11 protein-coding genes are annotated in these 15,390 nt (G+C 38.7%); 1 reads left to right on the plus strand and 10 read right to left on the minus strand.

Features of this window, described 5'->3' with window-relative positions:
• Window positions 1–80: 80 nt before the first annotated feature.
• The 5 genes from ODE14_RS05635 to ODE14_RS05655 all read right to left on the minus strand — a co-directional run bounded on the left by ODE14_RS05635 (window position 81) and on the right by ODE14_RS05655 (window position 8,693).
• Window positions 81–2,036 (minus strand): RagB/SusD family nutrient uptake outer membrane protein, encoded by a 1,956-nt coding sequence (locus tag ODE14_RS05635; protein WP_263603294.1) that lies wholly within the window; start codon window positions 2,034–2,036, stop codon window positions 81–83.
• A 12-nt stretch (window positions 2,037–2,048) separates the two neighbouring features.
• Window positions 2,049–4,943 carry a SusC/RagA family TonB-linked outer membrane protein gene (locus ODE14_RS05640; protein WP_248392941.1) on the minus strand — a complete coding sequence of 965 codons (2,895 nt, stop codon included), beginning with the start codon at window positions 4,941–4,943 and terminating at the stop codon, window positions 2,049–2,051.
• A gap of 96 nt (window positions 4,944–5,039) precedes the next feature.
• Window positions 5,040–6,368: a xylose isomerase gene (gene xylA, locus ODE14_RS05645; protein ID WP_263603295.1), complete on the minus strand. Its 1,329-nt coding sequence runs from the start codon at window positions 6,366–6,368 to the stop codon at window positions 5,040–5,042.
• Window positions 6,369–6,464: 96 nt separating this feature from the next.
• Complete coding sequence (locus ODE14_RS05650) at window positions 6,465–7,949, minus strand: xylulokinase (RefSeq protein WP_263603296.1); 1,485 nt, start codon at window positions 7,947–7,949, stop codon at window positions 6,465–6,467.
• An 18-nt stretch (window positions 7,950–7,967) separates the two neighbouring features.
• Window positions 7,968–8,693 (minus strand): NUDIX hydrolase, encoded by a 726-nt coding sequence (locus ODE14_RS05655; RefSeq protein WP_066438240.1) that lies wholly within the window; start codon window positions 8,691–8,693, stop codon window positions 7,968–7,970.
• A 602-nt stretch (window positions 8,694–9,295) separates the two neighbouring features.
• Between ODE14_RS05655 and ODE14_RS05660 the strand changes: the two genes are divergently transcribed.
• Window positions 9,296–9,724 carry a hypothetical protein gene (locus ODE14_RS05660; RefSeq protein WP_248392936.1) on the plus strand — a complete coding sequence of 143 codons (429 nt, stop codon included), beginning with the start codon at window positions 9,296–9,298 and terminating at the stop codon, window positions 9,722–9,724.
• An 89-nt stretch (window positions 9,725–9,813) separates the two neighbouring features.
• Here ODE14_RS05660 and ODE14_RS05665 read toward each other — a convergent pair whose 3' ends face one another.
• The 5 genes from ODE14_RS05665 to ODE14_RS05685 all read right to left on the minus strand — a co-directional run bounded on the left by ODE14_RS05665 (window position 9,814) and on the right by ODE14_RS05685 (window position 15,389).
• Window positions 9,814–10,977, minus strand: a complete 1,164-nt coding sequence (locus ODE14_RS05665) for a DegT/DnrJ/EryC1/StrS family aminotransferase (RefSeq protein WP_263603297.1) — start codon at window positions 10,975–10,977, stop codon at window positions 9,814–9,816.
• A gap of 401 nt (window positions 10,978–11,378) precedes the next feature.
• Window positions 11,379–11,984 carry a sugar transferase gene (locus ODE14_RS05670; RefSeq protein WP_263603298.1) on the minus strand — a complete coding sequence of 202 codons (606 nt, stop codon included), beginning with the start codon at window positions 11,982–11,984 and terminating at the stop codon, window positions 11,379–11,381.
• Complete coding sequence (locus tag ODE14_RS05675) at window positions 11,977–13,155, minus strand: glycosyltransferase family 4 protein (RefSeq protein ID WP_263603299.1); 1,179 nt, start codon at window positions 13,153–13,155, stop codon at window positions 11,977–11,979. Before ODE14_RS05675 ends, ODE14_RS05670 begins: the two co-directional genes overlap by 8 nt.
• Window positions 13,145–14,200, minus strand: coding sequence for a glycosyltransferase family 4 protein (locus ODE14_RS05680; RefSeq protein WP_263603300.1), 1,056 nt, complete (start codon window positions 14,198–14,200; stop codon window positions 13,145–13,147). Before ODE14_RS05680 ends, ODE14_RS05675 begins: the two co-directional genes overlap by 11 nt.
• The gene (locus ODE14_RS05685) at window positions 14,175–15,389 is read right to left on the minus strand and encodes a hypothetical protein (protein WP_263603301.1); all 1,215 of its coding nucleotides are present in this window, start codon (window positions 15,387–15,389) and stop codon (window positions 14,175–14,177) included. The genes ODE14_RS05680 and ODE14_RS05685 overlap by 26 nt, the downstream gene beginning before the upstream one ends.
• Window position 15,390: the final 1 nt, after the last annotated feature.

Here is a 15,390-nt window from a genome sequence, read left to right on the forward strand (position 1 = left end):
TTAATTTTATTAAAACAAAGCAGGTGCTTTTTGGTAAACACCTACTTTGCTGTTAATATGAATGTAAGAATAAAAATCAATTAATAACCAGGATTCTGGTATTTTGCTTTTACATCTGCAGACACTTCCATCGCATCCAGCTGATTCTGAGGAATCGGTCTCAGATAATGGAAAGGTTTTATTGTTCTTGTTACCGTCTGCGGCGTATGGTCTCCGTAAGAAGCTCCTGCGATCTGGTAAGTGGCTGCATACTGCTCCCATTTTTGGGTACGTACCAAATCATACCATCTGTAGAATTCTCCATAATATTCTCTGGATCTTTCTGCAAGGATATAATCAATAGTGATTGTTGAAGGCGTTGCGGCGATCATAGCTGCGCTGTTGTCAGCGATATAAGAAACATTCTGCGCATTATTGAACTTCCATTTTCCTGCTCTTGCACGGATAACGTTTATGAGATCTCTTGCGCTCATTGCTCCAGAAGCTCCTTTTACGGCTGCTTCCGCTGCAATGAAGTAAAATTCGGAGAATTTCGCAACATTAAACGGACGGGTAAGGCCTGCATTCGGATAACCTAAGCCATTCGGATCATCCGTACGGTAAGTTCCGATTTTCCAAAGACCAGGATAAACAATTCTGCTGATACCGTTCGGTGCAATTACCCAGTCTGCTCTTCCTGGCAGTGTTCCTGCTCCTACTCCGCTTTGTCCTGCCCCTGAAGGATAGGTAGGAGTTTGAGAATCGTCGTTCAGGAAGCTGAGAATAGCTCCTCCAGGCTGTACCGGAAGGCTGTTTGCGTTGTATAGAACCGGTACTGTTGTAAGTCCTGTTCCGTTTTTATTCCAGTTTCCTCTATACGTGGTTACAAAAGTACCATCGTAACGGGAATCAAGGGTTTTATCGGCAAAAGTATTTTTAATAACACCTAATGTAGGACACATACGAACCCAAGGTCTTCCCAGTGACTGAGCTGCTTCACGCTGAATAGAACTCACAGCGTCATTCGCGCCCCACGCTGCTGTTTTGCTGCTTTTGATGGCCGTATAGTTCCAGGTCTGCATCCAGGCTGCAAAGTTATCAGGAGCCCATCCTGAACCGAATCCTACAGGATCACTTTCATTGTAATATGTGCTGGATGAAGTATGGTCTGCATACAGCATGCATTCATTATTTCTATCATTGGAACCTACATTTACATCATAAAAAGTAGCCTGTAAACTGTACGGTGCAGGATTGGTAATTCCCGCCATTGCCACGTCATAAGCCTGCTGGAAATACCATTGTGCATTGTGACCGTCCGGATCAGTTCTGGGTGTTTCCGGATAGGTAGGGATATTGTTAGGGTTCTGCAACCACCAACCGTAAGTAAGATATGCCTTAGCCAAAAATAATCTAGCTGCATTTTTCGTAACACCTCCCGTTACACGTGGTGAAATTGGCAAATTGTCTACCGCCTTTTTGAGATCCGGGAAAATTACTTTTGAGTAAACTTCCGGTACCGTATTTCTTGTGGAAGTAGCTACCGGTGCTGTATTAAATTTAAGTTCTCCCGAACCGAGATCCAAAGGAACACCTCCGTAGGTCTGAACAAGCATAAAATAATCAAACGCCCTGAAAAACCTGGCTTCAGAAATCATGGCTTCTGCAACACCTGCAGCAGGCCCTTTTTCAATAATTCCGTTGGCTGTATTTATGTATGGAAAAACAGAACCCCAAACCATGCTTGTAGGAAATGTATTGGAATTGATATTCCCCTGTCCTGACATATCCAGTTCTTTAAAATTACCATCCGCACTTTGTGCCCAGGTAGATTCATCGGTACCATTCTGACAGTTGCTCATAAAGTAACCGTTACCATATAAAAGTCGTAATTGTCTGTATAAAGAAGTAAAACTCTGGTTGATACCGTCTGGTGTACTTAAGTAATCAACAGTATAGACGGACCTTGGCTGCTCGTCAAGAATCTCGTTACATCCTGTAAATGTTAATGATAAAAAGATTGCTCCCAATATCATTTTTTTGTTAAAATTTATCATGACTGTACAGTTTTAAAAAGTTAAATTAAGACCCATTAAATAATTTCTTGTAGACGGATTATTGGTTCCGATAATAAGCTGACGGCTCTGATATCCGCTAACCGCCTGGTTTTCATTTCCGAAAGAGTTAGGTTCCGGATCCATTCCTGAAAACTTATGATATGGTGAAAACAGGACTAAAGGATTGGTAACCGTTACATAGATTCTGAAACTTGTGATTTTCAGATCTTTTAAGAAATCTTTATCGATGTTGTATCCTAAAGTAATAGTACGAAGCTTAAGATAAGAAGCATCAAACATAGCTAACGTGGAAGAATACTTCGGGTTGTCACCACTTAAATGGCGTCCCGGACGAGGGAAGTATGCTTCTGTATTATTTTCCGTCCAATAATCTACATCTACGTTGTTTCCTCTACCTGTTAACCTGTTCAGGTAACTTGCAGATCCGTACAATGTACTGATTAAAATTCCGCCGTGCTGGAAAGCCCCAACGGTACTAAGTTCGAAATTTTTATATGCCAGACGAATATTAAATCCGCCCTGATATTTCGGTGCCGTATCAAAAATCTGCCTGTCATCCGGGCCAATAGCACGTACAGGAGTTCCGTCCGCATTATATCCTCCGGTATACAGCACTTTAATAGAACCCACCACATCTGCTGCCGTTCCCGGCTCAAGAATATTCTGGTATGGGTCTCCTGCCTGCCAAAGACCAATATACTGATAATCATACAGAGAGTTAATATTATGGCCTACAAACCAAAGGTTGTTTACATCTCTGTCAATTCCTGAAGCAAGTGCTAAAATCTTATTTCTGTTGGTATAAAAGTTAACTCCTGCATCCAAAGAGAAACCGTCCGGATTGTCTAAAATTGTTCCGTTTAAAGAGAATTCCCATCCTTTATTTTCTGTTTCCGCAACATTTTTCGTTACAAAAGAAAGACCTGAAGATGGTGGCAGCGATTTATTAGATAACAGATCATAAGTATGTGTTCTGTAATATTCTATACTACCGGTAATACGGTTATTGAATAATCCGAAATCTGCACCGTAGTTTTGTGTTTTAGAATATTCCCATCCGAGATCAGCGTTGGGAGCCTGATTTACGTAAACCCCTGTACCATTTGAACCTCCGAAATTATAAGGCGTTACGGTAAGTGATCCTAATGTTGAGTAAGGAGCTACTGCCTGATTGGAAGTTTGTCCCCAACCTGCTCTTAGCTTGAAAAGATTCAGCGCCTTGATATTCTGCATGAAAGATTCATTCGTAATGTTCCATCCTAAAGACAGTGCCGGATAGGTATGCCATTTATTTCCCGGAGCAAGTCTTGAAGATCCGTCTGCACGAAGCGTTGCGGTCAACATATATTTATTGTCATAAGTATACATTACTCTTCCCATCGCTGAAAGAAGACCTGTCTGCTCATACCTTTGATCTTCCGGTCTTACGGTAATGTCCGCCTGAGGAGACTGTCCTAAATTATAATACTGGAAAAAGTCTGCAGGTACATTTTTTGCACTCATGTAGGAACTTGTAAACCTGTTTCCTTCTGCCGAATATAATCCTACCGCGTTTACCTTATGTTTGCCAAATGTACGGTCGTAAGTTAAAAGGTTTTCCACTACCCAGTGATAGGTCTGGTTATTCCCTCTTCCTGCAGATGACGGCCCGAGCGGATTGGTATTGAATACTCCAACTCCCGTGTAGTTTCCGTTATTGGCTGTACGGAAGTCTAATCCAACATTCAATCTGTATTTAAGCCCGTTCAGAGGAAGACTTACCTCACCGTAAAGGTTATTGTACGAGGCAAAAGATTTGGTTTCATCTACATATTTATCGTTTAATCCTTCTAATGTTTTACGGGTATAGATCCAGGTCTGATCTATTCCTCCTGCAGTACTCATTACTCTTTTGAAGGTTCCGTCTGCATTATAAGGATCCGCAAGCGGTGAATATCCCAGAACAGCTCCCGGATTTACTCCGTTTCCTTCTGAAACCGAATAATTGGTATTAGTGGTGAATCCGAATTTAAAGGACTTTCCTACCTGCTGATCTATTGCCGTACGCAAAGAGAATCTTTCGTAGCTCTGAAGCGGTATTAATGCATCTTGTTTAAAGTAAGACAATCCTACATTATAATTTCCTCCTTCCGTACCTCCTGAAACACCGACATCGTGGCTGGTCATCATTGCCGGTTTGTAGTAAAGACTTTGCCAGTCGGTATTGTTATTGTTATTTTCGTCTGCACCATTGGTATACAAAGGCGTTGTGTTTCCTGCAGGTGTGGCATAGGCACGAAGCTGGGCAAATTTAGGCCCATCCATCATCGGGTATTTTGAAAACAGAGTCTGAACTCCGGTAAAAGAGTTGTACGTAAATCTCGGTTTTTGTCCTTTTGATCCTCTGTTTGTTGTTACGAGTATAACTCCGTTTGCACCTCTTGAGCCATAAATTGCCGTTGCAGAAGCATCTTTGAGGATGTCTATACTTTTAATGTCACTTGAGCTAATATCGCTCAAAGATCCCACGAACGGAATCCCATCGAGAACGATAAGCGGGTTGTTGTCCCCTGTTAATGATCTTGTTCCCCTGATCCGGATCTGCATGGCTGCTCCAGGTTTTGTAGAAGTCTGGGAAATATCTACCCCGGCAGTTCTTCCCTGTAAAGCCTGTGTAATGTTTGCTGAAGGCACTTCACGAAGAACATCTCCTTTTACGGTAGCCACAGATCCCGTGACAGCTTCTTTTCTTTGTGTACCATATCCAATAACAACAACTTCATCTATCTTTCTCTCTTTTGTTACCGAATCTTTTTTAACCTGGGCATACGCGAAGCCGGAAGGTAATAAGGCCATGGCAAAAAACAGGGCCGCCTTATTGGTTTTAGCTAAATAAAATCGGTTCATAATTATTATTTTTAAATATTAGGGTTGAATAAAAGGCTATTAATAATTATAGTTCTGGTAAATCCCTAGTGTTAGCAGCCTTTTCATTTTTTAAGATTAGATATACATGTTTACGATAGCTTCAAACAATTCCTGTTTTCCGCTTTTTGGCTGAGGTTCCCCTATTTCATGTGCTATTCTCTGAAGATCTTCCAGTTTAAGGTTTCCTTCTTCGAATGCCTTTCCGTTTCCGTTGTCAAAAGAAGCGTAGCGGTCTGTTCTTAATTTTTTATAGTCTGAGTTTTCAAGAATATCAGCAGCGGCCAAAAGTCCTTTTGCAAAAACATCCATTCCTGAAATGTGAGAGATGAATAAGTCTTCCGGATCAATAGAATTTCTTCTGATTTTTGCATCAAAGTTTACCCCTCCGGTTCCCAGTCCGCCTGCCGGAAGAAGCACTAGCCATGCCTGAACCATTTCCAGATAATCTACCGGGAATTGGTCTGTATCCCATCCGTTCTGATAGTCTCCTCTGTTGGCGTCAATGCTTCCTAAAAGTCCGGCATCCACCGCTACCTGAAGCTCATGTTCAAAAGTGTGTCCTGCCAGGGTTGCGTGGTTTACTTCAATATTTAATTTAAAATCTTTGTCAAGTCCGTAATGTCTTAAAAACCCGATTACCGTTTCAGAATCGTAGTCGTACTGGTGTTTTGTAGGTTCCATTGGTTTAGGTTCGATCAGGAAAGTTCCTTTAAAACCCTGCTGACGCGCATAATCTCTGGACATTGAAAGGAAACGGGCAAGGTGGTCTTTTTCACGTTTCATGTCTGTGTTTAGAAGGCTCATATATCCTTCTCTTCCGCCCCAGAATACGTAGTTTTCTCCACCTAAAGCAATGGTTGCATCGATAGAGTTTTTCACCTGAGTTCCCGCGCATGCTACTACATCAAAATTCGGGTTGGTAGAAGCTCCGTTCATGTACCTTTCGTGGGTGAAAACATTGGCGGTTCCCCATAAAAGTTTAATTCCGGTTTCTGCCTGCTTTTGTTTGGCGTACTCAACCACAGTCTGAAGGTTTTTCTCATAATCTTTCCAGTTATTTGCCGGGTCTACAAGGTCGATATCATGGAAACAGTAGTAGCTGAATCCCATTTTAGACATGAATTCAAAGCCTGCATCCATTTTGTGCATTGCTCTTGTTACGGCATCATTTCCGATATCCCACGGATGGTGGATGGTTGCCCCTCCGAACGGATCGCTTCCGTTTGCACACAGAGTGTGCCACCACGCCATTGCAAAACGGGTCCAGTCTTTCATGGGTTTTCCCATTACTACTTTTTCTGCATCGTAGTAGCGGAATGCCATTGGATTTCTGCTTTCTTTCCCTTCAAACTTAATCTTTTCGATCCCCGTAAAAAACTCTTTCGTACCAGTTAAAGTGTTCATATTTTTTATTTATTTTAATTTTTTTTTTGCGTAGAAATCCCCTGCTCACCGGCTTTGAGAGGTCGGTAAGAGCTATGGAAAACTTCTGTTGATTTTTTAGATTATTTCATTAAGATGATGTTTCCATCTTGTGTAAGCTTCCAGATATTGTTCTTGTTTTTCGTGTTCAGGCTCTATCACTGCTATTTTTTCGAGTGATGAAAAAGCTTCTTTAGAATCTGCATAAAACCCGATTCCTATTCCCGCAGCTCTTGCAGCTCCTACGGCTCCGTCGGTATCATAAAGTTCAATAACCGCATTGCTGACACTGGAAAGTGACTGACGAAATATTGAACTTAAAAACATATTGGCATTTCCTGCACGGATTACCTGAATATCCATCCCGATATTTCTCATGATATTCATTCCGTATTCATAGGAAAAGACAATTCCTTCCTGCGCCGCACGCAGAATATCTCCTTTAGTGTGAATGTTAAAATTAATTCCGTGAATAGAGCAGTTGGTTTCTTTGTTTTCCAACACTCTTTCGGCACCGTTACCGAAAGGGACAATGCTAAGACCTTTAGATCCTACAGGCGAAAGCGAAGCCAGCTCATTCATGTCTCCATATGAAGATAAGGACGTTGCAAAATTATGCTTCAACCATGAATTCAGAATTCCTGTCCCGTTGATGCAGAGTAAAACGCCCAGCCTGATTTGTTCCGGAGTATAATTAACGTGGGCAAACGTATTAACTCTTGATAATTTATCATATTCCAGCTGATCAAGCACTCCGTAAACAACTCCTGAAGTTCCGGCAGTGGAAGCGATTTCTCCCGGATTAAACACGTTCAGTGAAAGTGCGTTGTTCGGCTGATCTCCGGCTCTGTAGGAAATCGGGGTTCCTTCTTTTAAACCTAATTCCTGGGCTGCAGATGCCGAAACCGAAGCCTGGATTCCAAAAGTAGGAATAATCTCAGGGAAGAAGCTTTTAGGTATTCCGTAGTGGCCAATCACATCTTCTGAAATACAGTTGTTTTTAAAGTCCCAGAAAATCCCTTCCGAAAGGCCTTCAATGGTCATTCCTATCTGTCCGGAAAGTCTCATGGCGATGTAATCTCCCGGAAGCATTATTTTATCAATTTTATTAAAAATTTCCGGTTCGTTTTCTTTTACCCAGGCTAATTTGGATGCCGTAAAATTACCCGGTGAATTCAGCAAATGCGAAAGGCATTTTTCTTCTCCTATTTCTTTGAAAGCTCTTTCACCATACTGTACCGCACGGCTGTCACACCATATAATAGACGGTCTCAATAAATTCTGATCTTTATCTACAAGGATAAGACCGTGCATCTGCCAGGTAATTCCGATTCCTTTGATGTCTTCAGGATGAATTCCTGATTCGTGCATGACGGCTTCGTGTGCCAGTTTAAGGTTAGTCCACCAATCAACAGGGTTCTGTTCTGCCCATCCCGGATTCACAGCGGTGATTTTCATTTCCTTTTTCGGGGAAAATTCTGAAGCAATCACTTTTCCGCTGGATGCCTCGATGAGACAAACTTTTACAGAAGAACTGCCGATGTCATAGCCTAGTAAGTACATAATTTTATTGAGGAGCTTTTATTTAATGAGTTTAGTATTGTTTTTCTTGTAGATTTTCGCATCGAACTTATAATATCTTGCAGCACGGTGCGAAACATTTTTTTCAATTTCGTCCAGCGGCACGATATAGTTGAATGATGATATTTTTTTATGAAAATTTTTAATGTCAATATATTTTTCACTTAATGCGCTGTAGAGCTGATAAAGCTGTCTGATGGTGAATCTTTTCGGCAGCAGTTCAAAAATGATAGAGAAGTCTGATTCTATCCATTTTCTGATTTCCACCAGTGATTCACTGATAATCTTATTGTGATCAAATGGCAGCTCCGGCACTTCATCAATCGGGAACCAGTCTACATTATCATACTTGGTACTGTTGATCTTATGATCAATCTTGCAGAGTGAAAGATAAGCCACCGTAATAATCCTGTCGATATGGTGTTTATATTCTTTACCCATCCACGTGATATCATGTTCATTATTTGCACGTCCCGGATCTGCAAAACATTTAAACTGTTTAAGAACCATTTTACGGATTCCTGTAAGTTCATGAAGTACTCTTTCTGCAGCATCATCTACATCTTCGTTGCTAAAGATCAGGCTTCCGGGCAGTTTTCTTCTTCTTTCCAAAGGGATCTCATCTACATGTCGCTGAACCAATAAAATGTTCAGGCGGTTTTCGAGATCAAATCCGAATACTACACAATCTACAGACACGTATGTATGAATAAAGTCAGGGCTCATTTAATCGTTAACATTTATGTAACATCACAAATATAAAAATTCAATTGAATAAAAAAAATAAATTTACTGCTAACACTTACATATCAACTATTTACATATCGATTTTTTATGATAACAATTGTATATATTTTATGATAAGGTTATCATTAAAATTACACTTATGATAATCTTAAAACATGAGTTTACAACACCTTGGAAAAAAAATAATTAAAAAAAGAGACTGAAATTTTGTTTTAAAATACTATGATAAGAAACGTTAAAAAAAAGATTATTTTTTTTATTAAAAAGTGTAAAAAAAACACTTTTAGACATAAAAATTCGTTAATTTTTTGATTTTTCCTTAACCATTTTTATATGCAAGACGTAAAAATTATAGTAAAAAGAAAATCGGGAGAAAATTTGGAGATTAAATTTATGATAACCGAAAATTAAATAAAAAGAAATTATTATTGATGAAGATTCGCCGGAGTTTTTCTTTACGTAAAGTCTATTCTGATATTATTTGCCATCTTCCTGATGTGGTTTATTAATTTTTATGTGAGATTTGCACCTATGGCACAACTTCTGATATAGCAAAGAGAATCACTTTAAATCCTAATATTATGTCGATAAAAATACAAGTTGCCAAGTGTACTGACTGCAATGGTTACTACTCATCCGCACCACTAGAAAATAAAGATATTTTTAATCCTGAAATTACCGATCATTATTTTTATCATGGCGAACCCTGGTTTACCCTTGATCTGAATGCTTTTGAAAAATTCAAAAAGTATGAGCGTACTGAGATTAAAGTTGTTGAACTTGATGAGCACAGAAAACAGGACCATCTGCACTGCCATTGTCCTAAGAAAAAAACAGTTTCCAAAAAGAAATACGCTTACAGCGCATCCAAGAAGCAGCACACTCTTCCTGCGATCGAAAAGTATGATGCCGATACGGATATTTACTTTAAGGATCTTTATTACACCTACAATAATTTCCACGGAATAAATGCCGGTAATTACAGCAATTCTAACCGGAAATTCAGATAACCGATACTTGTATTTACACTATAAAAAAGCAGAGATAATATCATCTCTGCTTTTTGTTTTGCCTTATAAATTATAAATTATTTAGGATTTTAAGGTACGATACTATCTGAAAGTTTTTTGTTTGAAAAAACGTTTACCATTACTTTTTCAATTCTTGCTCTGTCAGCATCAGAAAGATTAGATCCCGATGGCAGGCACAGGCTGCTTTCAAAAAGCTTCTCTGCAAAATCTCCTCCGTAATAGGGTGCGTCTTTAAAAACGGGCTGCATATGCATCGGTTTCCAGATTGGGCGTGATTCTATTTTATCTTCCAAAAATGCAAGACGAAGATCTTCCCGGTTTTTAGATGCTTTTGCTTCATCAATTGTTATTACCGACAGCCAGTGGTTGCTGAAAAAATCTGTGTCCGGCTCGCAAAACAGTTCTACACCATCCATATTTCTGGTAATTTCAGCATAGAAGTCGTGCATTTTTCTTCGGCCTTCTACCCGGCTGTTCAGGACTTCCATTTGCCCTCTTCCTATTCCTGCTGAAACGTTACTCATTCTATAGTTGTATCCTATCTCTGAATGCTGGTAATGCGGTGCCTTATCCCTCGCCTGTGTAGAAAGGAAAACGGCCCTGTCTTTGTCTTCCTTTGAATGGCATACCAATGCTCCTCCGCCGGAAGTTGTGATAATTTTATTTCCATTAAAAGATAAAATTCCAAAACGTCCGAAAGTACCACAAGATCTTCCTTTGTAAGTAGAACCAAGTGATTCGGCAGCATCTTCAATAAGAGGAATATCAAATTCTGTAGCGATGGCTAAAATCTCATCCATTTTTGCCGGCATCCCATAAAGATTAACCGCAACAATAGCTTTTGGTTTTTTATTTTTGGAAATTCTGTCTACTACTGCCTCCCTTAATGCGACAGGACACATATTCCAGGTATCTTTTTCTGAATCAACAAAAACCGGGGTCGCTCCCTGATATACAATAGGATTGGCCGAAGCTGAAAAAGTAAGAGACTGACAAATCACTTCATCGCCGTAACCAACATTGCATTCGATCAATGCTAAATGCAGGGCTGCTGTTCCGGATGAAAGTGCCGCAACTTTTACTTCCTGGTTCAGAAATTTTTCCAGATCAGTTTCAAAGCCGTTTACGTTCGGACCTAGAGGAGCTATCCAATTGGTATCAAATGCTTCGTTGACATATTTTATTTCTGTTCCACCCATATGAGGGGAAGAGAGCCATATTTCAATGCTCATAATTATTTTTTTTAATTTATTACTATCTCAAATCTGGTGATTTATAGTCTTCCCATTTTTTGCTATTGAAACTTCTTACTGTATCAGCAACATTAATTAAAACTTGGGACAACTACAAGCACACTCATTTTTATGTACTATTTTTGAATATTCATGATTGGAGGGTCAGGTAAGCTCAAATAATTAATAACAGTTGATCAATTACTTTTTCTTATTTGTCTTTTCTGTCGCAATAACGACTTCTATATTTCTTATGTAGTTTATAACGTACAGAATAATCAGGAATTTTATCTGAAATATCTTCATTTATGGATGCTTCAATATGAATCCGTTTTATTCTGCAGTTTCAGCAACTACCTTGCCATGACGCTTACTCCCATATAAATACACTGCTACACTTTTTAATTATTTCCGTTAAAGGCTTCTGTTGTTGCCTGCCCTTCTTTATTGATTCCTTCTTTTTTAAAAACTTTTTTAATAGTAAGGAGTACAATTTTACAATCCAGGACAAATGAAACATGATCAATATACCACACATCCAGTTCAAATTTCTTTGCCCATGAAATAGCATTTCTTCCATTGACCTGAGCCCAACCTGTGATTCCCGGACGAACTTCGTGTCTTCTTTTCTGAGATTCATTATACAAAGGCAGATACTGTGGTAATAAAGGTCTCGGACCAATGATGGCCATATCTCCTTTAAGAACATTGATCAGCTGCGGAATCTCATCAAGAGAAGTCTGGCGTATAAAACTTCCCATTGGCGTAAGTCTGTCAGCGTCCGGCAGATAATTTCCTTTGCTGTCTTTTTTATCCGTCATGGTTTTAAACTTAATAATGTTAAACATTTTTTCATTAAGTCCCGGCCTTCTCTGGAAAAAGAACGGTTTGCCGTCATTCTGAAAATACAGCACCACAAGTACAATAAGAAAAACAGGTGACAATAAAATCAAACCTGAAAAAGCAATCAGAAAATCAATTACTCTTTTCAATAAGTTCTTATACATCTATATTATTTTCTTTAAGCAGGGTTTTATATTCCTTTAATAATTCATTCCAGATCACAGACTGCTCGTACCGCGACTGAATCATAGGCCTGGAATTTATTTTCAGCTTCTGATACAAATCTGTATCCGAAAGTATTTTCTCCATGGCTACTTTGAGTTTATCACTATTTTTTACCGGAATAATCATTCCGTTTTGTCCTTCAACAATGATTTCGTTGCAGCCGTTGATATCGGAAACGATGCTTGGCAATTCCATCGCTCCCGCCTGCATAACAACATTAGGGAAGCCCTCACGGTAGCTTGGAAAAACCAGCGCGTCTGAAACCGCAAAATAGGGTCTCACATCTTTCTGAAATCCTAAATCCAAAATATCAGGATTGTTTTTTATCTCTTGTACTGTTTCCGGCTGCAAGGGATCAAGGTGTTCTTCCAAAGGGCCGATCAGTAAAAGCTTTACCGATTTTGACCGATTTGCATTCTTACTGATCTGTGAAAAAGCCTGAACCAGTTCATTAATGCCTTTATCACCTACCAAACGTCCTACAAATACAAAAACAAAATCTGATGCAGTGATGTTGAGCTCTTTTTTTAGCTGATCTTTTTGTTCATCATTAATATTTTCAGGAGAAAAAAAGCGGGTATCGATTCCGTTGGATGATCCATTGCCTATAACCTTCAGTTTTTTGCTTTGTGTTAAATTATTTTTAAGGATGAAATCATACAATCCTTTAGAATTCGGGTACACTTTTGTTGCGGAAGTGTAGGTGAGTTTTTCAACAAAATCCAATACTTTACGCTTGGTTCCCTGTGCTTCCATTAAAGGCAGTCCAGCCACAGTATGAAGCCTAAGCGGAACTTTTGCCAATTTTGCAGCCAGCATTCCTATAATTCCCGCTTTCGGAGTATGCGTATGAACGATCTGTGGTTTCTGTCTTTTTAGAAACTGATAGGTTTTCCAAAGAGATTTTAAATCGCTGAGAGGAGTAATTGCCCTTGACATTTCAATAGCTACCACATTAATACCTTCCGAATCTTTTACATCATATAGCTCTTGTCCTGATGAAGAAACGCCCGTTACATCAAAATATTCTGACATAAATTTATGCTGCCCCTTCAGTAATACTTTCAGAGAAACCGGAACTGTTGTTATACGTACTAATTTAGTTTTCAAACGCTCTAATTATTTTTTTCAAGTTATTATCTGTATTGTATGTTGAATCTATCAACATTCTTCCTTCATGACCTTCCTGAATTGTTACCTGCTTATTTTCTATGTATTTTTTTATGGCATTATACCAATCATCTCCGTGTACAAAATCTCCGTTTTTCCCCGGATTTACGATATCGTTATTCATCCCTACAGGCGATGCAAGAACCGCGATACTGCATCCCATATACTGTATGAGCTTGTAAGAACATTTGCCCTGTTCCCAAGGTGTGTCATGTAAAGGCATTATTCCAAGATCAAATTTATTGATTTCTTCAACCTCTGTATTTTCATTCCAGGGAATAAAGCTGATAAATCCATCTGTTTCCGGAGATTGCCTGGCCCCGATAATATTGACCCTGAAATGCGGAAATTCTTCGTTAAGTTTTTTGAATACAGGAAATAATTCTTCAATATATTTATAGGTAGATGGTGAACCGATCCAGCCTAGTGTAAAATGGGAAAGATCCTTATTATCTATTTTATAATATTTATTACGATTAATTACCGTTGGTAAAAGAATTATTTTCCTGGCGCCCGCTTTTTTTGCTCTGTCTGCAAGATAGCTGTTACCGGCAAATACACATTTACTGTTTTTCATCACGATATCTATTTTATCAGACAAAAATTTTCGCAGCCATTTGTTTTTGCTAAGATCATAGTTGTGAAAAATAGCATCATCATAATCTGCGAAATATCCGATTCCGGCTTTATTTAAAGCGACCTCTGCCCAAGCCGGCAGGTAAGGGAATAATTCTTTTTCTATAACAACAATATGATACTTTTTGACGGAAAGCAGCACAAGCATCCGCTTAAAATATCCTGCAACCAAATATAAAAACCTACTTTTCCTGTTATCATACAAAGCCGAGAGATATCGATCCCCAAGAAGACAAGAATGGCTTACTTCAAATCCTTTTTCCTGTAAAGAAGAAAAGAACTGAAAGCTCCTGAGCCTGCTGCTTGCACCCAAAGAAGAATATTTAGTGAAGTAAACTATTTTTTTCATTAAAAATTTTATCTCTTTTTACAAAATATATGAATGGTATCACATAAAATATATTAAACTCGAAAGATTCCAGATAAGGATTGGTAAAGGTGGCTACAAGCATCGATATAAATCCTACCAGCATATAATGATCGTACGGATTTCTTGATTTTAACGTCACGTATTTATATACCGAATACAGAAAAGGAATAGAATAAATTAAAAATCCGAAAAGCCCTACTCTGAAAATGATTGCAAAAGGCACATTTTCATAACGCCAGGGGAATTTTTTACTTCTAATATAGTCAACACCTACGCCGTGCCCGGCTCCGAAAATATTTCTGTTAATCCCTTTAATCAGTGCCTCGGTCTGCTCTGCACGAACCTTATCTCCTCCACCGAATAATTTATCATAAAAACCTTCCAATACGTTGAATACATTTACCCCATAACTGTTTAATATAAAAAACAGTAAGACCGCCAATAAAAGCCCGAGAAAAATATACTTTACAATTTCAAAGGAGGCATTAATCATAACATAAAAAAACAATCCTAAAAAAACACTTAAAAGAAGTGCGGATCTTCCGGAAACAATTGCTGTACTTATCGTTAAAAGAAGGATCACAAAAAACAGGATTTTTCTCGGGAAAATTTTCTGTATCTGTATAAATGCAGGAATAAAAAAGATCAGTGAACCATAAACGAAAAGCTTCATCTCCACAATACCTTTTTTAGTAAAGGTCATATTCGGATCTTCGATAATGAGCTCCAGAATCTGTCTTTTTCCGTTCATGAAAAGCCAGATGGCCACAAATACGGAAATACAGCCTAAAACCATGTATATATTGAGGTATCTGATGATTTTTGGTAAGGGAAATTTCTCAAAGCAATAATTCATAATAACCGTCCACATGATCGGTGTAAAAGCATAAACAATAAGAACCTGACTGAGTGCTTCCATAGGATCTTTAGACTTATTGACCCCGATCACAAGATAAATAATGGTGATCATCAGACTCAGCAGAAGACTGAAAACAACTACCCTTTCAATCTTATGTATCTGAGAAAGACCAACGATAAAAAACAACAGTAAAAACGGCAGTTTAATGTTCCTAAATGAATTCGGAAAGACAAAGAGCATGAATGCTACGATGACGATCAGGACATTTAGCAGATTAAAAAACGTTTTATTTTTATAAAGCTTTATCAAT

This window comes from Chryseobacterium sp. PET-29 (assembly GCF_025736815.1).
Lineage (GTDB): Bacteria > Bacteroidota > Bacteroidia > Flavobacteriales > Weeksellaceae > Chryseobacterium > Chryseobacterium nepalense.